23 protein-coding genes are annotated in these 25,537 nt (G+C 45.3%); 21 read left to right on the top strand and 2 right to left on the bottom strand.

Features of this window, described 5'->3' with window-relative positions:
- Positions 1-2: 2 nt before the first annotated feature.
- From E2R51_RS09980 to E2R51_RS09935, 10 genes are read left to right on the top strand one after another with little or no spacing between them, the layout of a single operon-like run.
- The gene (locus E2R51_RS09980) at positions 3-1,469 is read left to right on the top strand and encodes an adenosylcobinamide amidohydrolase (RefSeq protein WP_133376897.1); all 1,467 of its coding nucleotides are present in this window, start codon (positions 3-5) and stop codon (positions 1,467-1,469) included.
- Positions 1,470-1,472: 3 nt separating this feature from the next.
- Positions 1,473-2,441: an adenosylcobinamide-phosphate synthase CbiB gene (cbiB, locus tag E2R51_RS09975; RefSeq protein ID WP_133376896.1), complete on the top strand. Its 969-nt coding sequence runs from the start codon at positions 1,473-1,475 to the stop codon at positions 2,439-2,441.
- Complete coding sequence (gene cobD, locus E2R51_RS09970; protein ID WP_133376895.1) at positions 2,416-3,501, top strand: threonine-phosphate decarboxylase CobD; 1,086 nt, start codon at positions 2,416-2,418, stop codon at positions 3,499-3,501. The genes cbiB and cobD overlap by 26 nt, the downstream gene beginning before the upstream one ends.
- Positions 3,474-4,049 carry a bifunctional adenosylcobinamide kinase/adenosylcobinamide-phosphate guanylyltransferase gene (locus tag E2R51_RS09965; protein WP_133376894.1) on the top strand — a complete coding sequence of 192 codons (576 nt, stop codon included), beginning with the start codon at positions 3,474-3,476 and terminating at the stop codon, positions 4,047-4,049. The genes cobD and E2R51_RS09965 overlap by 28 nt, the downstream gene beginning before the upstream one ends.
- Positions 4,046-5,545, top strand: a complete 1,500-nt coding sequence (locus E2R51_RS09960) for a cobyric acid synthase (RefSeq protein ID WP_133376893.1) — start codon at positions 4,046-4,048, stop codon at positions 5,543-5,545. Before E2R51_RS09965 ends, E2R51_RS09960 begins: the two co-directional genes overlap by 4 nt.
- A 1-nt stretch (position 5,546) precedes the next feature.
- A complete protein-coding gene (cobS, locus tag E2R51_RS09955) occupies positions 5,547-6,353 on the top strand; it encodes an adenosylcobinamide-GDP ribazoletransferase (RefSeq protein ID WP_165967193.1) in 807 nt (268 codons plus the stop codon).
- The gene (locus E2R51_RS09950; RefSeq protein ID WP_133376891.1) at positions 6,305-6,940 is read left to right on the top strand and encodes a histidine phosphatase family protein; all 636 of its coding nucleotides are present in this window, start codon (positions 6,305-6,307) and stop codon (positions 6,938-6,940) included. Before cobS ends, E2R51_RS09950 begins: the two co-directional genes overlap by 49 nt.
- Positions 6,892-7,344, top strand: coding sequence for a bifunctional adenosylcobinamide kinase/adenosylcobinamide-phosphate guanylyltransferase (locus E2R51_RS09945; protein ID WP_133376890.1), 453 nt, complete (start codon positions 6,892-6,894; stop codon positions 7,342-7,344). Before E2R51_RS09950 ends, E2R51_RS09945 begins: the two co-directional genes overlap by 49 nt.
- Complete coding sequence (locus tag E2R51_RS09940) at positions 7,341-7,931, top strand: cob(I)yrinic acid a,c-diamide adenosyltransferase (RefSeq protein WP_133376889.1); 591 nt, start codon at positions 7,341-7,343, stop codon at positions 7,929-7,931. The genes E2R51_RS09945 and E2R51_RS09940 overlap by 4 nt, the downstream gene beginning before the upstream one ends.
- Positions 7,928-8,599, top strand: coding sequence for an ATP-binding protein (locus E2R51_RS09935; RefSeq protein ID WP_133376888.1), 672 nt, complete (start codon positions 7,928-7,930; stop codon positions 8,597-8,599). Before E2R51_RS09940 ends, E2R51_RS09935 begins: the two co-directional genes overlap by 4 nt.
- On the opposite strand, the gene E2R51_RS09930 is transcribed toward E2R51_RS09935, so the two are convergent.
- The gene (locus E2R51_RS09930) at positions 8,596-9,795 is read right to left on the bottom strand and encodes a phospholipase D-like domain-containing protein (protein ID WP_133376887.1); all 1,200 of its coding nucleotides are present in this window, start codon (positions 9,793-9,795) and stop codon (positions 8,596-8,598) included. The two genes, E2R51_RS09935 and E2R51_RS09930, sit on opposite strands and share 4 nt — an antisense overlap.
- 166 nt (positions 9,796-9,961) lie before the next feature.
- Here E2R51_RS09930 and E2R51_RS09925 point away from each other — a divergent pair, with 166 nt between their 5' ends.
- The 10 genes from E2R51_RS09925 (at position 9,962) to E2R51_RS09880 (ending at position 24,083) form a co-directional block, all read left to right on the top strand.
- Positions 9,962-12,073, top strand: coding sequence for a heterodisulfide reductase-related iron-sulfur binding cluster (locus E2R51_RS09925; RefSeq protein ID WP_133376886.1), 2,112 nt, complete (start codon positions 9,962-9,964; stop codon positions 12,071-12,073).
- 415 nt (positions 12,074-12,488) lie between these two features.
- Entirely contained in the window at positions 12,489-13,673 is a 1,185-nt protein-coding gene (locus tag E2R51_RS09920) for an acetyl-CoA C-acetyltransferase (RefSeq protein WP_133376885.1), read from the top strand.
- Between the two features lie 46 nt (positions 13,674-13,719).
- A complete protein-coding gene (locus E2R51_RS09915) occupies positions 13,720-14,571 on the top strand; it encodes a 3-hydroxybutyryl-CoA dehydrogenase (RefSeq protein WP_133376884.1) in 852 nt (283 codons plus the stop codon).
- An 18-nt stretch (positions 14,572-14,589) separates the two neighbouring features.
- Positions 14,590-15,726: an acyl-CoA dehydrogenase gene (locus tag E2R51_RS09910; RefSeq protein ID WP_133376883.1), complete on the top strand. Its 1,137-nt coding sequence runs from the start codon at positions 14,590-14,592 to the stop codon at positions 15,724-15,726.
- A 28-nt stretch (positions 15,727-15,754) separates the two neighbouring features.
- Complete coding sequence (locus E2R51_RS09905; protein WP_133376882.1) at positions 15,755-16,894, top strand: acyl-CoA dehydrogenase; 1,140 nt, start codon at positions 15,755-15,757, stop codon at positions 16,892-16,894.
- A 385-nt stretch (positions 16,895-17,279) separates the two neighbouring features.
- Complete coding sequence (locus E2R51_RS09900) at positions 17,280-17,915, top strand: TetR/AcrR family transcriptional regulator (protein ID WP_240733032.1); 636 nt, start codon at positions 17,280-17,282, stop codon at positions 17,913-17,915.
- Positions 17,916-17,929: 14 nt separating this feature from the next.
- Positions 17,930-21,199 (top strand): fused isobutyryl-CoA mutase/GTPase IcmF, encoded by a 3,270-nt coding sequence (icmF, locus tag E2R51_RS09895; protein ID WP_240733031.1) that lies wholly within the window; start codon positions 17,930-17,932, stop codon positions 21,197-21,199.
- A gap of 105 nt (positions 21,200-21,304) precedes the next feature.
- The gene (locus E2R51_RS09890) at positions 21,305-21,493 is read left to right on the top strand and encodes a hypothetical protein (protein ID WP_133376880.1); all 189 of its coding nucleotides are present in this window, start codon (positions 21,305-21,307) and stop codon (positions 21,491-21,493) included.
- 124 nt (positions 21,494-21,617) lie between these two features.
- Positions 21,618-22,145 (top strand): DNA-directed RNA polymerase subunit delta, encoded by a 528-nt coding sequence (rpoE, locus tag E2R51_RS09885; RefSeq protein WP_133376879.1) that lies wholly within the window; start codon positions 21,618-21,620, stop codon positions 22,143-22,145.
- 345 nt (positions 22,146-22,490) lie between these two features.
- Positions 22,491-24,083 (top strand): CTP synthase, encoded by a 1,593-nt coding sequence (locus tag E2R51_RS09880; protein ID WP_133376878.1) that lies wholly within the window; start codon positions 22,491-22,493, stop codon positions 24,081-24,083.
- A 199-nt stretch (positions 24,084-24,282) separates the two neighbouring features.
- Here the strand turns inward: E2R51_RS09880 and E2R51_RS09875 are convergent, their stop codons facing one another.
- Positions 24,283-24,801 carry a DUF2529 domain-containing protein gene (locus tag E2R51_RS09875; protein WP_133376877.1) on the bottom strand — a complete coding sequence of 173 codons (519 nt, stop codon included), beginning with the start codon at positions 24,799-24,801 and terminating at the stop codon, positions 24,283-24,285.
- Between the two features lie 194 nt (positions 24,802-24,995).
- On the opposite strand from E2R51_RS09875, the gene E2R51_RS09870 reads away from it, so the two are divergent.
- A complete protein-coding gene (locus E2R51_RS09870) occupies positions 24,996-25,358 on the top strand; it encodes a response regulator (RefSeq protein ID WP_133376876.1) in 363 nt (120 codons plus the stop codon).
- The last annotated feature ends 179 nt before the right edge of the window (positions 25,359-25,537 follow it).

The following is a 25,537-nucleotide window of genomic DNA, read 5'->3' as shown; positions in this document are numbered from 1 at the left end:
ACATGCTGAACGTGAAAGAGGTGAGCGGGGGATATGGAGAGCACAATGTTGTACATGATGTATCCTTCCAATTACAACAGCAGGAAATCCTGGGCATATTAGGTCCAAATGGCAGCGGGAAAACCACCCTGATGAAAATGATCAGCGGGCTGCATCCTTTAAGCGGAGGAGCGATTTCATTTAAAGGACGACCGCTCAGCGACTATTCTTCAAAGCAGCTGGCCAAGGAAATGGCGGTTCTTCCGCAGCTACACAGCCATGCATTTGATTATACGGTCCGTGAAACTGTATCGATGGGAAGGTATCCTCATCAAAAAGGAATGTTCGCCCTGTGGACGGAAAAAGATGAAAAAGCTGTAGTGGAGGCGATGGTGCAGACAGGTGTGCTGTCCTTTGAACATCAGTCCATTCAGGAGCTTTCCGGGGGAGAAAGACAGCGGGTGTTTTTGGCGCAGGCTTTAGCCCAGGAGCCGAAACTGCTGCTGCTTGATGAACCGACCAACCACCTGGATTTGTCCTATCAAAAGCAGCTGCTGGATCTATTAAAAGACTGGACGACTACTCATCAGTTAACAGTCATATCCATCTTCCATGACTTAAATGTTGCTTCACTTTATTGTGACCGGCTGCTGCTGCTTCATGAAGGGAAAACAGTAGGTCTGTCTTCACCGGGGGACGTGCTGAAAAAAGACATCGTTGAGCGGGTTTATCAGGCGCGTGTCCATACACAGGCCCACCCGGAGCTGCCAAAGCCGCAAATCACGTTGCTGCCGAACCATGGCCGTCACAAACAGGATTTGATTAGAAAAGAGCAGTTTCATGTGTCAGCCGCACATGTGCATTTTACAGCTGAACAGCCCTTAAAATCTTTATCCTCGGCTGTGATTGGAGCGGGTCTCGGATGGCACCGCCATTTTGTCAACCGTCATGTGCCGATGGATTACAGCTGCGATGACAGCTATAGAGATATGTGCGACTATGCCGATCAACATGGCTGGAATTCCTCTGACACAGTTGGAATGATGACAGCTGTGATGGTGGAGGATGTGGTGATACGAGAATACCATGACGATGATTTATCAATTGTGATTGCAGTGACAGCCGGCGTAGGCAACGCTGTGGATGTTTCATTAGCGCATAAAAGAAAGCAAAAAGAGGCGATAGGTACCATTAACAGCTGGGTATTTATCAATGGGAAATTATCGGATGAGGCATTCATTCAGGCGATGATGACCGCAACAGAAGCCAAGGTGAAGGCGCTGCAGCATGCAAAAGTAAAAGACCCTATTACTGATACCCTTGCAACAGGTACTTCAACGGACAGCCTGCTGGTTGCCTCGACCCAATCAGGTCCTTTTGTACAATATTCCGGCACCGTTACTGCTTTAGGGAAGCTGATTGGCCGTGGGATATTTGAATGCACGGCCAGTGCGATCGAGTCCTATTGGCATCGAAAGAAGAGTCAATAGCCTATGCTGCTTATGCATGTAGCGGCGATGACCGCAGCAGTTATGATTGACCGTGTTGTCGGTGATCCGCCAAACTGGCCTCATCCTGTCAGATGGACCGGTTCATTGATCTCTATTTTGGAAAAACGCCTGAACAGAGGAAGGCACCGGCGGTTAAAGGGTGTCATTCATCTGCTTGTTACTCTGCTGACTGTCGGTTTCAGTACGATGGCAATCGTTTATTTTGCTTATCAACTGCATTGGGCTGCGGGATTTGTGATTGAAGTGCTCCTCATCACTTCAGCCATCGCGCAGAAAAGCTTAAAGACAGCAGCGCTGGAGGTTGTGCAGCCCCTTGAACGTCAAGATATAGCGCTTGCCAGGAAGAGGTTATCATGGATTGTCGGTCGTGATACGGAACATTTAACGGAATCACAGATTGTGCGCGGGACGATCGAAACGGTGGCGGAAAATACCAGTGACGGCATTACAGCCCCTCTTTTCTGGGCGTTTATCGGCGGAGCACCTGCTATATGGGTGTACAAAGCCATCAATACGGGCGATTCCATCATCGGCTACCGAAATAAACGTTTTGAAGAGTACGGCTGGGCTACTGCAAAACTTGATGATGCAGCCAACTGGATTCCAAGCAGGATCACTGGCTGGATCATGCTGATCACACGCCGCCCCGCCTCATCTTTGACGAGAAAAAAACTGGCCCGTCTGCTTCCTGGTGAAGCAAAAAAACATCCAAGTCCGAACAGCGGATGGGGAGAGGCAGCGGTTGCGCTCATGCTAAATATTAAACTTGGCGGCCGAAACACGTATCAAGGCATTGTGTCCGATCGTCCAGTAATGGGGGTGGGGAGCGAACGGCTGCTTCCAATGCACGTGCATCAAGCGGTTCAAATGATGAATCGGTCTGTTTTATTGTTTATGGCAGTCTGCTGGCTGGGAGGAATTATCTATGTATTTACCGGCTCATGGAGCTAACCCGCATTCATTATACAAGGCCATGGGAATCCCTGTACCTGAGTCCATCATTGATTTTAGTGAAAATACGAATCCGCTTGGACCTCCTTCTGTGATTAATGAAAAGTGGATGGAGTGGCATTCGGCAGTTTCGTCCTATCCGGATCCCGATGGAGAGGATTTGCGGCATAAGATCGCTGTCTTTCATCAAGTGGAGCCAAGTCAGGTTCTTCTTGGAAACGGAGCAGCAGAATTAATGATGGTGACGGCGAGACTGTTTGAAGGCAAACAGGTGGGTATCATTCATCCTGCCTTTAGTGAATACGAGCGTGTAATCAAAGCGAATAAAGGGATTGTTCACCACTTTTATACCTCTGAGCATGACAACTGGGAAGTAAATGACCAGGAAGTAATGGAATTTCTTACAAAGGATCGTGCGTTGTTTATTTGTAATCCATCAAACCCTACAGGAATGGCGGTTTCTGCTGATGTTTTATCAAAGTGGATTTCTCATGCAGCACAAACCGGTGCCACGATCTTACTGGATGAAGCATTTGTTGATATGATGGGGGAAGAGCATTCAATGAGCGGATATATTGGGAGCGATCACCTGGTAATCTTTCGATCTATGACAAAAATGTTTGCCATTGCCGGTTTGCGCCTCGGCTACATGCTGGGAAGCGATGAGACCCTTGATAAAATAAAGCAGTGGCTCCCACACTGGAATGTGAACGCGCTGGCCCTTCTTTCTGGGCAGGCAGTTTTGGAAGATGTATCATTTCAACAGATGACCAGGTCCTATATAAAAAAAGAACGCATCCGGATGGTTCAAGCACTGGAAAAAGCGGGCGTGAAAACCTCTCAAAGTGAAGCGAATTACTTTTTACTGCAGCCGGCGGACGCAGCAAAAACACCCCAGCTGTTTAAGCAGCTGTTGAAAGAAGGCCTCACATTACGGCATACTTATAATTATAAAGGGCTCGATGGCAGGTGGCTTCGGGCAGGAATTAAAACAGCACAGCAAAATGACCGATTAATCCAGGCGGTGACAAAATGGCAGCAGGAAGAATCATCACCGTAATAGGCGGCGTAAGAAGCGGGAAAACAAGCTGGAGTGAGCAGGAAGCGGCTTTTTTGGCTGAAAAAGAAAATAGCAGGCTGGTTTATCTTGCTTCCGGTGTAGCGTTTGATAAGGAAATGATAGAACGGATCGAGCGCCACCGGGCAGATCGAACAGGCAGGTGGCATACCGTCGAACAGCCGGTTGGACTTTCAGCAGGAACAAAAAAGCTGCATGCAAACGATGTGGTTCTCTGGGACTGCCTGACAACCTGGCTGACAAATGAGCGCATGCATTGCGAACCTGCGACTGAGCTTGAAGAGGCTGCTTTTCAAACCTATATACATACTGAATTATCAGCCTTTATCCACTGGGCAAAACAAAATCTTTCAACCTGCATCATCGTTTCCAATGAGGTGCTGCACGAACCGGTTTTCAAAGATGGAATGACAGCACACTATCAAAAGCAGATCGGAGAGCTCCATCAATGGCTGGTGACGGTCTCTGATGTGGCGGTGGAAATGGAAGCGGGCATCCCATTGATTCGAAAAGGAGAGTGGCAAGTATGAAAGGAGTAATGCTTCAGGGAACGTCTTCAGATGTTGGGAAAAGCCTGATCGCCACCCTTTTTTGCAGATTGCTGGCTCAGGAGGGAGTGAAAGTAGCTCCATTTAAATCACAGAATATGTCCAATAACTCTTATGTCACCTCAGATGGACTGGAGATAGGAAGAGCCCAGGGAATTCAGGCGGAAGCTGCTTCTATTCAAGCGACCTCGATGATGAATCCGATTCTATTAAAGCCGCAGAATGATCGTTCAGCAGAGGTAGTGTTATTTGGAAAGCGCTACGCTTCTTTTGAGGGAATGGACTATCGCAGAGAGTTTTATGAAATTGGCAGAACAGCCATTCAAACCGCCCTCGATTCTTTACACCAAGAATATGAAGCAGTCGTAATTGAAGGCGCGGGAAGTCCGGTTGAAATGAATCTTCAATCAAGAGAGCTGGTGAATATGACGGTTGCTCATATGGCTGATGTGCCTGTTATCTTAATTGCTGATATCGAAAGAGGTGGCGTATTTGCCAGTATTTCGGGGACGCTTTCACTTCTTTCTGAAAATGATCGTGCACGTGTCAAAGGCATTATCATAAATAAATTCCGCGGAGACCGTGCTCTTTTTGAAGATGGAGTAAAGTGGATAGAACAGCATACCGCACTTCCCGTTTTAGGTGTGCTTCCTCATGTGGATGACCACGGAATTGAGCAGGAGGATTCACTTGGAACAGCGGCTGCTGCAGCGGTTAAACAACAAACCGGGAATGCTTCGTTATCCGTTGCGGTCATACAACTTCCTTATTTATCTAATTTCACAGATATAGAGTGTTTAAGAAACGAGACCGACGTAATCGTAAAATGGGTCAGAAAACCCGAAGATCTGCCTGAAAAACTGGATTTGCTCATTATCCCAGGAACAAAAAGCTCCATTCACAGCCTGCTTGAGTTGAAAAGACTTGGCTGGCATGACTGCATTACCGGGCTTCATTCAGCGGGAATCTGGATTATGGGGATCTGCGGCGGCTTTCAAATGATGGGGGAGGAACTATCTGATCCGCATGGAATAGACACTGGCATCAGGCACTCGAGTGAAAGAGGATTTGGACTGGTGCCCTCCTGCACTGTTTTTCATGAAGAAAAGGAAGTAACCGTTCGAACAGGATTTATCCTGTCTGAAAAAAGTGAGCCTGCGGTGAATATCAAAGGATATGAAATTCATTTAGGGAAAACGGTCATGAAGGAGCAGCCTGAGCTGCGGCCATTTTTAAAGCTGGAAAATGGGGAGACCGATGGGTGCTGGTCGTCAAACAGACGTTTGATTGGAACCTATCTCCATGATGTTTTCAGGGAGCCTGAAGCAAGAGAATATATATTAAATGCGATCAGAAAGTCGGCTGGTTTGTCAGAAGCAGCTGCAGCACGATCAGAAGCTGATGTATTTGACGAGCTGGCGAAAAACCTTAAGCCCCACCTTAAATGGGATAAAATCAGGGAAATTGCAGGGCTGTAGCATGAAAATGAAAAGACCAATCCATTTCGCAGAGGGCTTTTTGCTGGCCATACAATTTTTCACCATCATGCCTGTGCGAAAACAAATCGACATGAATGATCGCACCGTTCCATGGATGGTTGGATTTTTACCGGTTATCGGACTCCTAATGGGGGCATCCATACTGGCAGTTATGGGACTTGCCCAGCCGTTTTTATCTCCAAGTCCAGTGATCATTGCTTTGTGGATCTGGGTTGCCTCTATCCTATGGACAGGCGGATTGCATCTGGACGGCTGGACTGATGTCAGTGATGCATATTTTTCCTACAGTGATCATGACAAGCGGCACACTATTTTAAAAGATCCCAGGGTAGGAGCCTTTGGGGTGTTATCTCTCATTGTGCTGCTGGCTGTAAAAGGAATTCTGTTGTATGATATAGCCTCTCAATTTGGGGCAGCCGGGTTTTGGCTGGTATGGATTCCGGTGTTATCGAGAACAGTGATGGCGCTGCTGCTAATCAGGATGCCGCTGGCAAAACAGGACGGCATGGCTTTTTTTCTTAAAAAATCTGTAAAAAAAGAACAAGTATTTATACCCCTGCTATTAGCAGTTGTCTCGCTTCTTGTACCGCTTCTTTTTTATCCCTTCGACTGGCAGCTGGCCGGTTTGCTTTTGATTGGCTCAGTCGCTTGGGCTGCTCTATTTATTCGTTTTGCACAAAATGAATTTGGCGGGATATCAGGAGATCTGCTGGGGGCTTGTTTGGAAGGAGGAGAATTATGGAGTCTGATCATGGTGTGGTTTTATCTCTCTATCGTCATGGGGTAACTGCGGAAAATCAGCAGAAGATTTATATTGGCTGGACGGATGTGCCGGTAGCTGCTGAAGGAATTGAATTGCTTCAGCAGACGAAACATTTTCGTCCGGAGGCAGAAAGAATTATTGTCTCAGATTTAAAACGCTGTGTGGAATCAGCTGACTATTTATTCCCTGATCAAAAAAAGATCTACAACAAGGATTTAAGAGAAATTCATTTTGGAGAATGGGAAGGACAGGCGGCAGAGGCATTAATGAACAGGGAGGACTTTTCAGGGTGGCTGAAGGACCCTGAAAACATGCAGCCCGAAAATGGTGAATCATTTCAGGTTTTTTCAGCACGTGTTCACAGTGCCTGGGAGTGGATTCGGGAATGGTGCTATCAGGACGGCGTTGACCAGATTGCGATTGTTTCGCACGGTGGTCCCATCAGACAGCTGCTGGTTGCGCTTGCTCCGGAATCAAAGTCCTTTTGGGACTGGAAACCGCTTCATGGTCAAGGCCTGACGCTCTATTGGGCAGATAAGGATGCGTTCAGGAGGGGTGAGAGATGCACTTCATTATCGGCGGTGCCTATAACGGCAAGAGAAAATGGGTAGATGAACTCCTCGAACAGGATGACATTTCTGATGATAAGATCATTGTTTTATCAGGCAGGGCTTCAGAGAAAGAGTTAGCCAGTTATCATGTGGTCGTCTGGAGCAGGACAGAGAGCTGGATTGAAGCGGGAATGAAAGGGACGGCTAATAAGGAAGCGATTGTGGAGCATTGGAAAAATGAAGTAACAAGATTGCTTGAGTGGGAGCAGGGGGAAGAAGGAAGAAAACTGCTGATCATCGGAACAGACCAATCTAAAGGGGTCGTGCCGATGGATAAAACGGCGAGAGCTGCACGCGATGTCACAGGATGGTGTTATCAATACACCGCACTGAAAGCGGAACGCGTTACACGGGTCTGGTATGGTATTGCAGAGGAGTTAAAACAGAAGGAGGAATCGAGATGAGAATTTACACACGAACAGGGGATAAAGGTCAAACGAGCTTAATAGGCGGACGGGTGGATAAAGATGATGTCAGAGTGGAGGCATATGGAACAATTGATGAAGTCAACAGCTTCGTAGGCCGGGCGGTAACAGAATTGGATGCAGGTCTGTTTCCCGATGTATTGGAGGATCTGGAATCGATTCAGCATGAATTATTTGATGCAGGCGGTGACCTTGCGAATGTATCATCGCGTCGTGAATGGAAGCTTGATCCAAAAGCAATTGAACAGCTTGAAACCCGGATTGATCAATTAATGGAGGAAGCACCTGACCTGGAGCGCTTCGTGCTGCCTGGAGGTTCAAGTGCCTCGGCATCTCTTCATATTGCCCGCACGATTACAAGAAGAGCAGAAAGACAAGTGGTATCACTTGCTAAGCTTGACCCGAATCTTCCTGCTGCCCCACAGCAATATCTAAACCGACTATCCGATTACTTTTTCGCTTGTGCACGTGCAGTCAATGCCCGCGAAGGAATTGCAGATGTGGAATATGTTCGAAGCGCCAAGGTGTTCCGGACAGGCAAACGCGCACCAAAAGCAGAAGAATGAAACCTTCTGACACAGGAAGAAATGCGCTGGAATGGTCATTTGGCGAGGCGGCTTTGGTTGTGACGACAGATAACAGCGGAGCAATAGGAGAAAAGGAGGCGGATGAGGTTCAGGTTCCTTATCCTGTAGCATCCTATTTTTCGTTTCGCTCCGCTGTACTCGACAGCCTGTCTGCAGGAGCAGTTCCCGCAGCCGTTTTAATTCATAATTTCTGCGGACATGAGGCATGGAAACTGCTTGAAGAAGGTGTTCAACAGGGAATTCACGAGCTTGGTTTAAAAGGAATTTCTGTAACGGGATCAACAGAATCCAATATGACCATGAATCAATCTGCAATTGCTGTAACGATCATTGGCCATCAAAAGCGTTTATTTTCGCTTAGCAGTGAAGACGAAATTGTATGGTCTTTAATAGGAGAGCCATTAGTAGGCATGGAAGTGCTGAATCGAAAACAATGCATAGCCCCCTTGAACCAGCTTATGGATCTATTTTATGACAGTGAAACCGCCGTTTTTTGGCCGGTCGGTTCAGGAGGGATAGAGTATGAATGGATCAGGTTATGTGAACAGTTTAAGCTCCCAAAAATCAGCGTACCTTTTGAGCAGGATCTTTACAAATCAGCTGGCCCTTCCACCTGCGTCATCGTTGGGAAAAAAGTGAAGAATTAAAGCAGGTGGGATATGGTGCGTGAAATCCATTCTTTTGCCGATGCACCTATTCCATCTGGTTTCAGGTGTTCTTTTGTCAGAATGGTTGATTGCTGCAAGTCCTTTTCAATGCTGGTAACGACCCTGTTGATAATTGTATGGTCATGCGTGACGACGTTAATTTCATCGTTAATCAGCAAGCTGCGCCGGTCGAAATTCGTGGTTCCGATATCGCATATTTTTTTATCAATCAGCACGACTTTCGCATGGTAAAAACCATTTTGGTATTGATAAATGGCAGCACCTGCATCCAACAGTTCTCGGAAATAATGATAAGAGGCCGGCTGCACCAGCACATGATCGGGATTAGCGGGAACGAGGATCGTCACATTGATTCCTGATTTAATACGGGTTTTTAAATCCTCAAACAACTTGCTTGTCGGAATAAAATAAGGTGTCCCGATAAAAATGGATTGCTCTGCCTGTTTAAACAAACCAAGCATAAATCCTTCCATATTGACAGGCTCCGAAGGGACAATTTGATGCTTGACCGTATTTTTTTTATTTTGGCTTTCAACAGCAGCTACCAATCCATCCACTGAGTCAGGGAACTCTCTTTTCCAGTCAATTTCAAACTCATTTAATGCATCCTGAACACCTTCTCCAGTGAACCGCAAATGATAATCCCGCCAAGGAGAAAGAACAGGGTCAAGATTGACATACTCCCGGCCGATATTAAATCCGCCAATATGAGCGATTTCCCCGTCTATAACGGCAATTTTACGGTGATTTCTCCGTTGAAGCGAGAAGAAGGATCCTTTGTATACAAGCGGCCTGCTAAGCCCGATTTCAATTCCTTCACGCTGAAGAGGCTTGAGCCATTGTTTCATTTTTTTGCTGCCCAGAGCATCTGCAAGGATTCGAATATGAACACCTTCCTGGGCACGTTCTTTTAACATGGTAAAAATTCTTCGTCCTACTTCATCCGGTTCAATAATATAAAATAGAAGACATATCGAATTTTTTGCCTCCATAATATCAAGCTCCAACGCCTTCATCCAGGCGACCCCATCATCATAAAATTCAAAATTTCCTTTTCTCCATGGATAAACAGAGGAATTGCGCTGACGTTTTAAGGAACGCATACCAAAGATCCAGTCCAGTCTAAGCCAGACACAAATGAAAAAAATAATACCTAAAAATTTTACCGACTTCATCACAAAACCTCCTATTCATACCATTTAGCATGCCCAGACCTTTAAAATTGAAAGCAATAAATTTATTATTTGAAATAAAAGTCATTGACTGAATGCTCATTCATAATATAATGGAGATAGACAGAATTTTTATAATTCGACAGCAAAGGGGAGGAGTGCATCGATCATGGGGAGTACATTGCTGATTATCAATTGGATTGCGTTCATTTTTGTAACCGCTTACGCAATTTATTTGTTTGGTTATTTAGTGAAGACACGGTATGAATTTATTAAGCTCGGCAAGAAAACGGAATTTGATAATAACGTCAAAGTGCGGATGAAAAAATTTATTGTCCAGGTGTTTGGGCAGAAAAAACTGTTAAAGGATAAGAAAAGCGGTATTATTCATGTGATGTTTTTTTATGGATTTTTACTGGTACAAGTTGGTGCAATTGACTTTATCTATAAAGGACTGGTGCCGGGAGCGCATCTGCCGCTGGGAATTTTTTATCCTGGATTTACTTTCTTCCAGGAACTTGTAACACTTATGATTCTGGTAGCTGTTGCATGGGCGTTTTACCGCAGATACATGGAAAAATTGGTTCGCCTGAAAAGGGGATTTAAATCAGGTCTTGTGCTGATTTTTATTGGCGGATTAATGCTTTCCGTATTAATCGGGAACGGAGCGGGAATTGTCTGGTTAAATCATGATCTTGTCTGGACTGAACCGGTAGCATCAGCTATTGCGGCAGCAACCGGCTGGATGGGTGAAGGCGTGGCGGTTGTCCTGTTTTATATTGCATGGTGGGCCCACCTGCTATTCCTTCTGGGATTTTTAGTGTATGTGCCGCAATCCAAGCACGCCCATTTAATTGCAGGACCTGCTAATGTGTATTTTAACCGCATTGACAACCCTGGAAAGCTCAAAAAAATTGATTTTGAAGACGAAACACAAGAAACATATGGCGTTGGAAAAGTAACTGATTTTAATCAGCTGCAATTAATTGATTTATATGCCTGTGTGGAGTGCGGCCGCTGCACAAATATGTGTCCTGCGACCGGTACCGGGAAAATGCTGTCGCCGATGGACCTCATCACAAAAATTCGTGATAACCTGACTTTTACGGGGGCGGCAGTTACCTCGCAGTCCCCGTGGGTGCCTGTGCCTGCATTTGCAAATGCGAAGGGCAACCAGCTCGCAGCCGCAGCTCAGGAAGGCGGACAGGAAGCAGCGTTTGATATGTACCACCCGAGCTTAATCGGGGACGTCATCACAGAAGAAGAAATTTGGGCCTGCACGACCTGCCGAAACTGTGAAGACCAGTGCCCGGTTATGAACGAGCATGTGGATAAAATTATCGATTTAAGACGTTACCTTGTTCTGACAGAAGGTAAAATGGAGCCGGATGCACAGCGTGCCATGCAAAATATTGAGCGCCAGGGGAATCCATGGGGCTTAAACCGCAAAGAGCGTGAAAACTGGCGTGAAGCACGTGAGGATGTAGTCGTGCCGACGATCAAAGAAATGAAAAAGTCAGGCGAAGAGTTTGAATATCTTTTCTGGGTTGGTTCGATGGGGTCATTTGACAACCGAAGCCAAAAAATCGCCCTCTCTTTTGCTAAATTAATGAACGAGGCTGGCGTGAAGTTTGCTATCCTTGGCAACAAAGAAAAAAATTCAGGCGACACGCCAAGACGTCTTGGCAATGAATTTTTATTCCAGGAGCTTGCCACTGCGAATATCGCGGAGTTTGAAAAAAATGAGGTCAAAAAAATTATCACGATTGACCCTCATGCATACAATATTTTTAAAAACGAATACCCTGACTTTGGCCTAAAAGCGGAAGTATATCACCATACCGAGATTCTGGCAGAACTTGTGAAAAAGGGACGTCTGAAGCCAATTCATGCTGTGGAAGAGAAAATTACGTTCCACGATTCCTGTTACCTGGGAAGATACAATGAAGTGTACGATCCTCCTCGTGAAATCCTGAAAACAATCCCGGGCGTCACGCTCATCGAAATGAAACGCAACCGCGAAAACGGCATGTGCTGCGGTGCGGGCGGCGGATTGATGTGGATGGAAGAAGACAAAGGACATCGCGTGAACGTAGCACGTACAGAGCAGGCACTGGAGGTCGAGCCTTCTGTGATCTCATCCGGCTGTCCATACTGCCTGACCATGCTGTCCGATGGAACAAAAGCGAAAGAAGTTGAAGAAGAAGTCGGCACGTATGATGTAGCCGAACTCCTAGAACGCAGCGTCATCGGTTCACCAAAAGAAGCTGATATTGCCTAAAAAAAGCAGGTTAAGTGAATTTCCTTCACTTAACCTACTTGTTATGAAACTATGAAATCGCTTACAATAAAGAAAAGCGGAAGGCGCTCGTTCAGCTGCGAAGAGCATAAGACGCGTCGGGCAGGCGGGCGTAATTTGCCCGCAGGTCCGTCGAGGCTTATGACGCAAGCAGCTAGCGCCTGCAGCTGGCCAAAGAAAAGCGAAAGGCGCTCGTTCAACTGCGAAGAGCATAAGACGCATCGGGCAAGCGGGCAATGGCTGATATATCGATTAAACATGTTCCTTTATCATTTTCACAAACCAGTCAAAAAGGACGGACCATGTCCTTTTTCTTTTGGCATTACCTTGAGCGAACGCTCAGTCAACAATTCAATGCAAAACAGCAATTTAACATATGAAAAAGGGGAGAACAAACATGGGGAAAACGGTTATTTTAGACGGAGCACGGACACCATTTGGTAAATTTGGCGGGAGTCTTGCATCTTTTTCAGCATCTGATTTAGGGGGAACTGCGATTAAAGAAGCCTTGAATCGCTCGGGAGTAAAGCCTGAAGAAATCGATGAAGTAATTATGGGTACTGTGTTGCAAGGCGGGCAGGGTCAGATTCCTTCAAGACAGGCGGCACAAAAGGCAGGAATTCCTTGGGAAGTGAAAACCGAAACAATTAATAAAGTATGTGCCTCAGGCATGAGAAGCGTAACGCTTGGCGATCAGCTGATTCGTTTAGGGGATGAATCCGTCATCGTTGCCGGCGGAATGGAATCGATGACAAATGCTCCTTATTTTATGGATAAAGCTAGAAGCGGATTCCGAATGGGCGATGCGGCAGTTAAGGACATGATGGTGCATGACGGCCTCACCTGTTCATTTAACGGCGTGCACATGGGAACCTACGGAAATTCAACTGCAGCGGAATTTGAGCTGTCGCGGCAACAGCAGGACGAATGGGCATTAAGAAGTCATCAGTTAGCTGGCGGCGCCATTGAAAAGGGAATTTTTGCAGAGGAAATTGTGGCTTTGGAAGTGCCGCAGCGCAAAAAAGATCCGATTAAAGTCCAGCATGATGAATCACCGCGCAAGGATACATCAATTGAAAAATTAGCGGGACTTCGTCCGGCTTTTGATAAGGATGGCACAATCACTGCTGGTAATGCCCCTGGAATCAATGACGGTGCATGTGCAATGGTCTTAATGAGCGAGGAGCGTGCAGCGAAGGAAGGAAAAACACCGCTTGCAGCAATCCTTGGACATGCCGAGGTAGCAGTTGAAGCAAAAGATTTCCCGCAAACTCCTGGTCTTGTTATCAATCGTTTACTGGAGAAAACAGGTTATAAGCTGGAGGACATTGATTTATTTGAGATTAATGAAGCGTTCTCGGCAGTTGCACTGGCAAGCTCGAAAATTGCCAGCTTAGATCCGGAAAAAGTGAACGTAAACGGTGGTGCAGTCGCGCTTGGCCATCCAATTGGAGCAAGCGGTGCGCGCATCATTTTAACACTGGCTTATGAATTGAAACGTCGCGGCGGCGGACTTGGCATTGCTTCGATTTGCAGCGGCGGCGGTCAGGGAGATGCTGTACTGATTGAAGTAAAGGGATAAGTCAAACTGGTAAACAATCAGATTTTCAACTAAAGGAGAAGATACGATGAACATACAAAAAGTAATGGTAATCGGAGCTGGACAAATGGGCGGAGGAATCGCTCAGGTGTGTGCTCAGGCAGGCTACGACGTTTACTTAAATGATCTAAAAGATGAGTTTCTTGAGCGCGGAATCGTTAATATCACTAAAAATCTCTCACGCTCCGTTGATAAAGGACGTATGACGGAAGAGGAGAAGAATGCAGCTTTATCCAGGATTATACGCTCAACGGACCTTCTGGATGCTGCTCATGCAGACATCGTCATCGAAGCAGCGGTTGAAAATATGACGATCAAAACAGAGATATTTAAAAAACTGGACCAAATCGTGCCAGCCCATACCATTTTGGCTACCAATACATCATCACTTCCTATTACAGAAATCGCAGCAGCAACAAAGCGACCAGACAAGGTAATCGGTATGCATTTTATGAACCCTGTTCCTGTGATGAAGCTGGTCGAGATTATCCGCGGCCTTGCTACAACGGATGAAGTGTATCAGGCAGTTGAATCGATGACGGAGACATTAAAAAAATCACCGGTTGAAGTAAATGATTTTCCGGGGTTTGTATCCAACCGAATCCTCATGCCCATGATCAATGAAGCCATCTATACATTATTTGAAGGCGTCGCTACAAAGGAAGCAATCGATGATGTAATGAAAATGGGGATGAATCATCCCATGGGCCCGCTTCAACTGGCTGATTTCATTGGATTGGACACCTGTCTTTATATTATGGAAATTCTTCATGAGGGCTTTGGGGACAGCAAATACCGCCCATGCCCGCTGCTTAGAAAGTACGTGAAGGCAGGATGGCTTGGTAAAAAGACCGGACGCGGTTTTTATGTGTACGAATAACATCAAGGGGGAACGGACATGGAGCTGCGCTTTACAGAAGAACAAACAATGATGAGGAAAATGGTTCGGGATTTTGCACGTGAAGAAATCACACCATTTATCGACCGAATGGAACAGGGAGAATTTCCGAGGGAAATCGTTAAAAAAATGGGCGAACTTGGATTAATGGGAATTACTGTTCCTGAAAAATATGGCGGCTCTGAAATGGACTTTATTTCTTATATTATTGCGGTTCATGAGCTGTCTAAAGTAAGCGCTGTCTTAGGCGTGATCCTGTCTGTTCATACCTCAGTTGGAACCAATCCAATTCTTTATTACGGAACAGAAGAACAAAAACAAAAGTACGTTCCCAAGCTTGCTTCCGGGGAACATCTGGGTGCGTTTTGTTTAACCGAGCCCGGGGCAGGGTCGGATGCAGCCAGCTTAAAAACGAAGGCTGTTAAAAATGGGGATCACTACGTCATTAACGGCTCGAAAATTTTTATTACAAATGGCGGAGAGGCTGATACCTATATTGTATTTGCGATTACGGATTCTGCTGCAGGAAAAAGCGGCATCTCTGCTTTCATCGTAGAAAAGAAAACGCCAGGATTTATCGTAGGAAAAGATGAAGAAAAGATGGGTCTGCATGGCTCAAGAACGGTGCAGCTGACCTTTGAAGATATGAAAGTGCCGGCAGAAAATCTTCTTGGAAAAGAAGGGGAGGGCTTTAAAATTGCTCTTGGCAACCTTGATACAGGACGTATCGGCATTGCGGCTAAATCACTTGGAATTGCAGAAGCTGCTTATGAAGCGGCAGTAGGGTATGCCAAGGAACGGGTGCAATTCGGTAAACCGATCGCACAGCAGCAGGGAATCGGTTTTAAGCTTGCTGATATGGCAACTGCAACAGAAGCGTCCCGTCTGCTTGTTTACCAGGCAGCATCCCTGAGAGCAGAAGGAAAGCCTTGTGGAAAAGAAGCCTCTATGGCGAAATTGTTCGCATCCACCACGGCGATGAACAATGCCATTGAAGCAGTGCAGGTATTTGGAGGCTACGGCTATACAGAAGATTATCCGGTTGAGCGCTATTTCCGCGATGCCAAGATTAGTGAAATCTATGAAGGCACCAGTGAAATTCAACGAATCGTTATCAGTAAACACGTCACAAAATAACCCGGCATCAGGCTAAGGAGGAAATAAAATGAACTTTACATTAACCGAAGAACATAAAATGATTCGCAAAATGGTTCGTGATTTTGCAGAAAAAGAGGTCGCACCGACCGCTGCAGAACGTGATGAAGAAGAACGCTTTGACCGCAGCATATTCAACAAGATGGCTGAGCTTGGCTTGACTGGCATACCATGGCCGGAGGAATACGGAGGCATCGGAAGCGACTATTTAGCGTATGTCATTGCGGTTGAAGAACTATCCCGCGTATGTGCTTCCACAGGCGTAACGCTGTCAGCCCATCTTTCTCTTGCAAGCTGGCCCATCTTTAAATTTGGAACAGAGGAGCAGAAGAAACATTATCTAAGTGCACTTGCTCAGGGAGAAATGCTTGGCGCATACGGATTGTCAGAACCGGGAGCAGGTTCCGATGTGTCCTCGATGAAAACAAGAGCTATAAAAGATGGAGATCATTATATCTTAAATGGCTCAAAGGTATGGATCACCAATGGCGGAGTCGCAGATCTGTATATTATTTTTGCTGTAACAGATCAATCGCAGGGCACGCGCGGCATGAGCGCATTCATCGTTGAAGCGGGCTTTGAAGGCTTCTCGGTAGGGAAAAAAGAAAAGAAACTCGGAATTCGTTCTTCGCCAACGACTGAACTTATTTTCGATAATGTAAAAGTTCCAGCTGCCAATCTTCTTGGAAAAGAAGGAGAAGGGTTTAAGATTGCGATGATGACACTCGATGGCGGACGGAATGGAATCGCCGCTCAGGCAGTGGGCATTGCCCAGGGAGCGATGGATGCAGCGATTGAATACGCCAAGGGACGCGAACAATTCGGCAAAACGATCCTTGCCAACCAGGGAATATCATTCAAGATCGCCGATATGGCTACAGGCATCGAGGCTTCCCGTCTGCTAACCTATCAGGCGGCATGGCTTGAGTCCGAGGGACTGCCATATGGCAAAGAATCCGCCATGTCCAAATTATTTGCCGGAGACACAGCAATGAAAGTAACAGTTGAAGCCGTCCAAGTCTTTGGCGGCTACGGCTACACGAAGGATTATCCGGTTGAGCGCTTCATGCGTGATGCTAAAATCACTCAAATCTATGAAGGAACACAGGAAATACAGCGTTTGGTTATCGGGCGTACGGTCACGAAGTAAAGGATTAGAGGAGCGACCGGTAACTGTTTGACAGTTTGCAAGAGGGGAGAAGTGTCTCGCGCTGGTGCAGGTGCAGGTGGATATATCAATCGGGAAAACGCATATATCGATCAAGTTTTCCGTTTTATCGATCACTTCTTGAAGGATATCGATCAACATCCTTAATATATCGGTCAATGCGGGGGCTGAGGTGAATATATCGATCACATTTGAAGATTTATCGAACATCTTTAGCGGGATATCGATCAACATTCCACATATATCGTTCTGACCACCCGCCGCCCACCGATGACCGTCCACCCGGTTAGCTGACCAAAATGCTGCCGCAACCGCTTTCTGACCAACGAAATAAGATCATTTATGTATAGAAAGGTGGCTGATGTGCTTGGATAAACGACGTGAAGTGCAGTCGTCTGTCAAGGATGAACGATTAGTGGAAATGCGTCGCGATCAGATGATTAAAGGAGCCGTATCGCTTTTTAAGCAAAAGGGATTTCACCGGACGACCACACGGGAAATTGCGCGGGCGTCCGGCTTTAGCATCGGGACACTGTATGAATATATTCGGGCAAAGGAAGATGTGCTGTATCTTGTTTGTGACCGGATCTACGATGAGGTGCGCGCCCAGCTTTTGGCAATGGATTTGAACGCGGGAACCATCAGCAACTTATCCATTGGAATCGCGCATTATTTTAAAGTAGTGGATGAGATGCAGGATGAAGTGCTGGTGATGTATCAGGAGGCAAAGTCGCTGTCAAAAGATGCGCTGCCTTATGTATTAAAAAAAGAACTTGAAATGGTCCAGATGTTTGAAACCCTGATCCAGCAATGTGTTGAGAAAGGCGAACTGCATATGGATCCGGAGCAGGTGCATTTGCTGGCTCAAAACATTTTTGTGCAGGGACAGATGTGGGGCTTCAGAAGATGGGCGCTGCATCATGCCTATACGATTGATGAGTACATTGAACGGCAAACAGATCTGCTTTTACGCGGGGTAACGGGGTATAAAACAGTGAAATAAAAGGGGGAATAAGCATGGCGATCAACGAACCAGTAATTTACAAGCCGGCAAATCCGGTTCGATTTGTGACCGCATCAAGCCTGTTTGACGGGCACGATGCATCGATTAATATTATGCGGAGAATTCTGCAGGCAAGCGGAGCAGAGGTAATTCATCTGGGCCATAACCGCTCGGTTGAAGAAGTGGTGAATGCAGCGATACAGGAGGATGTTCAGGGGATTGCTATATCTTCTTATCAGGGAGGGCATGTTGAGTATTTTAAATACATGTACGACCTGCTGGCTGAACGCGGCGCACCTCATATTCGATTATATGGAGGCGGCGGTGGGGTAATCATTCCACGTGAAATAAAAGAGCTGCACGAATATGGTATCGCACGCATTTTTTCTCCAGAGGATGGGCGTCAGCACGGACTTCAGGGCATGATCAACCAAATGCTGAAGGAGTGTGACTTCTCAACGGTGGATGCTTCGATGACCAGTCAAATAGATGAGCTCAAAACAGCGAAGCCGCCAGTGGTATCAAAGTTTATCTCACTTGCTGAGTACCGCATGGAGGAAACAGAGCAAAAGGATCAGTGGCAGACGATCATGGAGGAAGTAAAGGCTGTAGGAGGATCTGCGCCTGTTATAGGGATAACCGGTACCGGTGGAGCGGGAAAAAGCTCACTGACCGATGAATTGATCCGGCGCTTCATCAATGAAATTCCAGAGAAAAAAATAGCCATCTTATCCATTGATCCGACCAAGCAAAAAACGGGCGGTGCGCTGCTTGGCGACCGTATCCGGATGAATGCGATTTTTTCTGATCGTGTGTATATGAGAAGTTTGGCAACACGGGGGTCCAAAAGTGAGCTTTCACTTGCTATTCGTGATGCCATTGCCGTTGCAAAGGCAGCACAGTTTGACCTGATCATCGTTGAAACGAGCGGGATTGGACAGGGAGATGCTGAAATTGCTGAAATCTCGGATGTATCTATGTACGTGATGACGAGCGAGTTTGGCGCACCTTCCCAGCTTGAAAAAATCGACATGATTGATTATGCAGATTTGATAGTGATCAACAAATATGAACGTAAAGGTTCAGAGGATGCAAAGCGCCAGGTTCAAAAGCAATACCAGCGCAGCCACATGCTGTTTGATCAGGACCTGGATGCGATGCCGGTGTTTGGAACAATTGCGTCACAGTTTAATGATGCTGGAACAAACGCTTTGTTTGCAGCATTGATCGGTGTGATCAATGATAAAACAAAGCTTGAATGGGCGACTGCCTTTTCAACAAAAGCAAATGTTGAAAAACAAAATGTGATTATACCGAATGACCGGCGTTATTATTTGCGGGAAATCTCTGAAACAGTGCGCCGCTATCACGATTCAGCAGAGCAGCAGGTAAAGCTGGCACGCCGCTTTTTCCAATTGGAAGGCTCGATTACAGCGCTGCAGGAGAATAATGAGGAACAGTCCGCAGTTGCAACTCTGGAATCGCTAAAGGAAAACGTGTGGGAACAATTGTCCAAGGAGTCAAAAAAAGTGCTGGAAGGCTGGCAGGCTCAAAAGGAATTGTATGCACAGGAGCAGTTTACAACGAAAGTGCGTGACAAAGAGATTGTGACAGAACTGACAACTAAAAGCTTATCAGGGCTATCCATTCCGAAAGTGGCGCTTCCTAAATATGAGGACTATGGTGAGATATTAAGATGGGTTTACAAGGAAAATGTGCCTGGTTCCTTCCCTTATACGGCAGGGGTATTCCCTTTTAAGCGTAAAGGAGAAGATCCAAAACGCCAATTTGCGGGTGAGGGTACGCCGGAGCGTACGAACCGGCGATTCCACTATCTGTCAAAGGATGATGATGCAAAGCGTTTAAGCACGGCATTTGATTCTGTCACTCTTTATGGGGAAGATCCGGATCACCGCCCGGATATTTACGGAAAAGTCGGAGAAAGCGGCGTCAGCATATGTACACTTGAGGACATGAAAAAGCTGTACGCTGGATTTGATCTTTGTGCGCCAAGCACTTCTGTTTCAATGACGATCAATGGTCCTGCACCAATCATTCTCGCCATGTTTATGAATGCTGCAATTGACCAGCAGGTTAAGGCAAAAGAGGAAGAGCTTGGCCGCACGCTGTCGATGGAAGAGTTCACAGAGGTTCGTGAAGCGACCCTTCAGGTGGTTCGCGGAACCGTTCAGGCAGATATTTTAAAAGAGGATCAGGGACAGAATACGTGCATCTTCTCAACGGAATTTGCTCTGCGCATGATGGGCGATATTCAGCAGTATTTCATTGATCATAAAGTGAGAAACTACTATTCTGTGTCTATTTCCGGATATCATATTGCCGAGGCGGGTGCTAACCCTATTTCCCAGCTCGCGTTCACATTAGCGAACGGCTTCACCTATGTAGAATATTATTTGAGCCGGGGCATGGACATTAATGCCTTCGCTCCAAACCTTTCTTTCTTTTTCTCAAACGGACTGGATCCTGAGTACACAGTAATCGGCAGGGTGGCCAGAAGAATCTGGGCTACGGTTATGAGAGACAAATATGGAGCAAATGAGCGCAGCCAGAAGCTCAAGTATCATATACAGACGTCAGGCCGTTCACTCCATGCGCAGGAAATTGACTTTAATGATATCCGTACGACGCTGCAGGCGTTAATGGCTCTGCAGGACAATTGCAATTCCCTTCATACTAACGCGTATGATGAGGCGATTACGACACCTACTGAAGAATCAGTCCGGCGGGCAATGGCCATTCAAATGATTATTACCAAGGAGCACGGCTTAAGCAAAAATGAAAATCCGCTTCAGGGGTCATTTATTGCAGAAGAGCTGACGGATCTTGTAGAAGAAATGGTGCTGCAGGAATTTGACCGGATTAATGACCGCGGGGGCGTTTTAGGTGCGATGGAGACGCAGTATCAGCGCGGTAAAATCCAGGAAGAATCCATGTATTATGAAATGAAAAAGCACACCGGAGAGCTGCCAATTATTGGAGTGAATACCTATTTAAATCCGAACCCTCCTTCTGAGGAACAAATGGACAGCATGGAGCTTGCACGAGCGACAAAAGAAGAAAAGGAAACACAAATTAAAAACCTCAGAAGCTTCCAAAGCACACATGAATCAAAAACGGAGGAAGCGCTTAAGCGTTTGAAGGATACCGCCATTTCCGGAGGCAATCTATTTTCTGAGCTGATGGAAACGGTTAAAGTTGCGAGTCTAGGTCAAATCACCCATGCTCTTTATGAAGTTGGAGGGCAATACCGGAGAAATATGTAACTTATTGTAAATAACAACCTGGCGCACAGAATTTTATGCGTCAGGTCTTTCTGTTTCGGTTATAATAAAGGTATACTAAAACCGATCGGAACTGGAAGTGAGCAGATGGCGAGAACGTTATTTTTTTATGGAACACTTATTTTAATTATCGTCATCACCTTTATCCTGTACAATCGAATGCTTGGAGCAATCCCTCTTCTGCTTGTGTCTTTTATTCTGTACTACATGGCATACCTGGAGTCGAAAAAAGAACAAGTTAAAAGAAAGCTGCCGAATGATAAATTCGTTAAATAATAGGGTAGGTATGGCAATTTCCTTGTCACTTTGGTTATAATGGGTAATATGCTTTCAGAGATTATGAAGATTTATTTTACTATAGGAAGTATACGCACATATTTGATTAAAAGGAGTGCAAGGAATGGAACTTAAGAATCGTTCAAAAGAAGAACTTCGTGAGTATTCTTTTATTGAAGTGACACATTACATGCTTGTCGATCGTCATGCTACGATGACATTCAAGGAAATGTTAACTGAATGGAAGAAACTTCTCGGTATTACAGATAAAGAAGCAAAAGCCAGAATGGTGCAATTTTACACAGATTTAAACGTGGATGGCAGATTCATCTCCATCGGCGATGATCAGTGGGGTCTTCGTACGTGGTATCCGCTTGACCAGGTGGAGGACGAGCATGTTACAAGCGAAATCCAAACCAAGAAAAAAGCGAAGAAATCGAAAAAGAAAAAGCTTGCTGAAGAAGATCTTGATTTCGACGACTTGGATGACGAAGAAGATGATCTTGTATACGATGAGCTTGATGACGACGTGGAAGACGTTGACGATCTTGATGACGACGAGGATGAGGACTTCGAAGAAGAGCTTATCGACGATGATGACTTCGATCTTGATGATGAAGACGATGAAGAAGAAGAGGAAGAGGAAGAATAAATCCTCTTGCGGAGGCGATCAATCATTGCCTCCGTTTTTTTATGAACAAATCATGCGAAAAGTTCGTACTTTTTCAAGTTTTCCATCAATTGATTTGTTCTTGACTATTTTTTTATAGATGGTAGTATTTTATTTGGGCTCCTTGAAAAAGGAACAATCGCATATATTCGCGCTCCCTTGCGTTTTTTAACGTAGGAGGGGGCGCTTTTTGTTTTTTAAAAGTCAATTTTTATCATTGTTTTTTCACTTTATACAATGAAAAATGATTGAATTCCCTCTATTAACGACAGGCTATGGAGGCCTATATATATCCATACTAGATGTAACATTGAAAGGAGAAAAAGCATGACAAAGTATATTTTCGTAACAGGCGGCGTTGTTTCGTCCCTGGGAAAAGGAATTACAGCAGCATCATTGGGACGTCTTTTGAAAAACAGAGGTCTTAACGTAACCATTCAGAAATTTGATCCATACATTAACGTGGACCCGGGAACGATGAGTCCTTATCAGCACGGAGAAGTTTTCGTAACAGATGACGGTGCTGAGACGGATTTGGATCTTGGTCACTATGAGCGTTTTATTGATATTAATTTAAATAAATACAGCAATGTGACGACAGGAAAAATCTACTCTACTGTACTGAAAAAAGAGCGTCGCGGAGATTATCTTGGCGGAACAGTTCAAGTTATACCGCATATTACGAATGAGCTGAAAGAGCGGGTTTTCCGTGCAGGACGGGAAACGAATGCAGATATCGTTATCACTGAAATTGGCGGAACAGTTGGGGATATTGAATCACTTCCATTCCTTGAAGCCATCCGCCAGATCAAGAGCGATGTAGGCCGGGACAATGTCATGTATATTCACTGTACGCTTATCCCTTACCTTAAAGCAGCAGGAGAAATGAAAACAAAGCCTACTCAGCACAGTGTGAAAGAACTGCGCAGCCTGGGTATTCAGCCGAATATTATTGTTGTTCGTACCGAAATGCCAGTTTCGCAGGATATGAAGGACAAAATCGCCCTTTTCTGTGATATCAATGAAGCTTCTGTTATTGAAGCAACAGATGCGGATACGCTGTATGCTGTTCCGCTTGCTCTTCAAGCACAAAAAATGGACAGCATTGTATGCGAGCATTTAAAGCTTGATGTGCCTGAGCCTGAAATGACAGAGTGGAATGCACTCGTTGACCGAGTTCGCAATCTTTCGGGTAAAACAAGAATTGCTCTTGTCGGAAAATATGTGGAACTGCAGGATGCTTATATTTCAGTCGTTGAATCCCTAAAGCATGCAGGTTATCAGTTTGATGTGGATGTAGAAGTAAAATGGCTAAATTCAGAACTTCTAAACCGCGAAAACATTGAAGAAGAATTAAGTGATGTAGACGGGATTCTAATCCCAGGCGGCTTTGGTGATCGTGGGATTGAAGGTAAAATTGAAGCGATCCGCTATGCACGTGAAACAAAAACACCATTCTTCGGCATCTGCCTTGGCATGCAGCTGGCTTCTATTGAATATGCACGCAACGTATTAGGCCTTGATGGCGCGCATTCAGCAGAAATTATGCCGGAAACGCCGCACCCGATCATTGACCTTTTGCCTGAACAAAAAGATATTGAAGACCTTGGCGGAACACTACGTCTAGGCCTGTATCCATGTAAACTGAACCCTGGAACAAAAGCCAATGAAGCTTACAGTTCAGAGGTCGTTTATGAACGTCACCGTCACCGTTTTGAATTTAATAATCAATACCGTGAACAAATGGAGAAGGAAGGATTCCTATTCTCAGGAACAAGCCCTGACGGACGCCTGGTTGAAATTATCGAACTGGCAGATCACCCATGGTTTGTAGCATCCCAATTCCACCCGGAATTCACATCACGCCCAACACGCCCGCAGCCATTATTTAGAGACTTTATTAAAGCGACTTTAAAATAAAAGCGGAAACAGGCGTTTAGGGGCGACAAGCACAAGGTGAGTGCTGACAGAAGGCTGTTCTTTGCCTTCAGTCAGCGCTTGACTTGTGACCTCGAGCCCCTGCCTGTTGTAGCTGGATAGAGTAAAAGCGGAAACAGGCGTTTAGTTCCGACAGAAGTAAAAAAAGGACAAGCCGCGGCTTGTCCTTTTTAATTCCTATTTAATACTCCTCAACCATTTCGTCCAGAGTAAATTTCACGCCATGATATAAATACAGAGCGGCCATTAAAGAAGGAAACCCAAATCGTGCGCCGGATTCATCAGGCAGCAAGCCTTTCACAACCTGTGTATTCAGGCTTACTTCAGCCATTGAGACAACGTCTTCTTCAGCATCTTTTACTGTGCCGCATATAACAGCGAATGGCACATCCTTTTCATTTAGCTGTTTAGCCAGAGCGATTGCGGCTTCATCTGTGGACCGCCTGGTGATAAGCAATACCCGATCCGCGCTGTCCGCCATTTGGCTATCCGTCAATTCATGTGCATCCTTCATGGTTTCTTCACCAAAAAGCGCCTCCGAAACAATCCCATGCATTTCATCAAAACCTTTAATGTAGATTTTGCCGTCTCCCACCGCTGCCTGTGCAAGCAGACGTGCAGCATCTTCAATAGCCAGCTCTTCTTTAGAATGTACTCTTGAAAAAAGCCCTGTTAGCTGAGTCGTAAACATTTTCAACATAAATCAACATCCTTTCTATAAAACCGTTATTATAAGACCTTTTGTCGAATAGTGTAACACGATTTATCGTGTTATTTTGCAACAAAGGAAGGAACTGTACAAGATCTGTAGAATGTACCATAATAAAGCCATAAAACAGTAAAAGTTTTACTTGATAGATAAAAAAGTCTAAACGTGCTAATGAGGTGGAAAAAATGGAAGAAAAAATATTGATTGTAGACGATCAGTTTGGCATCAGGATATTGCTAAACGAGGTGCTGAATAAAGAGGGTTACAAAACCTTTCAAGCAGCAAATGGATTGGAAGCACTGGCTTTTCTCAGTGAAGAGCCGGATCTTGTATTGCTGGATATGAAGATCCCGGGCATGGATGGTATTGAAATTTTAAAAAGAATGAAGATGCAGCGGGAAGATATCCGTGTAGTGATTATGACTGCTTACGGTGAACTTGACATGATCCAGGAAGCGAAAAAATTGGGTGCGCTTACACATATCGCGAAACCATTTGACATCGAAGACATTCGTCAGGTGGTTCGGAAATATTTACAGCACGCATAGAAACGTCGCGAAAATAGCATGAATTGTGTTACTTTTCACAAATAAGTTACAAACGTAGTCAAAAGATTATTCTTTTGATATGATACTAAATGAAAATAGTTGTTGTAAGGATTGAATATGGGTATTATATTCATGAGCTACAGCGTGCATAGAAGCTTTCAATCACAAGGAGGAGTTAC

This window comes from Jeotgalibacillus sp. S-D1 (assembly GCF_004358665.1).
Classification (GTDB): Bacteria; Bacillota; Bacilli; order Bacillales; family Jeotgalibacillaceae; genus Jeotgalibacillus.
Note: the sequence above shows the minus strand (reverse complement) of the source record. Positions and strands in the feature narration are given on the sequence as shown.